Origin of the sequence: Pseudomonas sp. SIMBA_041, from assembly GCF_046535095.1 — a bacterium.
In the GTDB taxonomy this organism is placed as follows: domain Bacteria; phylum Pseudomonadota; class Gammaproteobacteria; order Pseudomonadales; family Pseudomonadaceae; genus Aquipseudomonas; species Aquipseudomonas mucoides.
This window is the reverse complement of record NZ_JAWRXJ010000544.1, coordinates 1-258: the sequence shown is the minus strand read 5'-3', so window position 1 is coordinate 258 and position 258 is coordinate 1. Positions and strand designations below refer to the sequence as shown.

1 pseudogene is annotated in these 258 nt (G+C 58.9%); it reads right to left on the bottom strand.

Annotated features, from left to right (window positions below):
• Positions 1-258 (bottom strand): annotated as a pseudogene (locus SB725_RS32285) (TonB-dependent receptor); the annotation flags it as partial.

Below are 258 nucleotides of genomic sequence, written 5' to 3'. Positions count from 1 at the left end.
CGTTGGCAGGTCGCCGGCGTAGGTTGGCTGGCCCTTGCGCCCTTCCTGCTGAACGTAGCCGAGCACGTACTCATCGGTTTCGTTGGGTGTGAAGCCAATTTTGAAGCTGAATTTGCTGTCGCGGTGTTTACTGTTCTCGCGGCGCCCCGGGCCTTGCTGGCTATTGGTCGGTTTGAAGTCATCGGGCACCAGGGTGTAGTCGTAATCGACATACGACACCCCACCCTGAACCCACCACAGGCCCTGGTTGGAACCTAC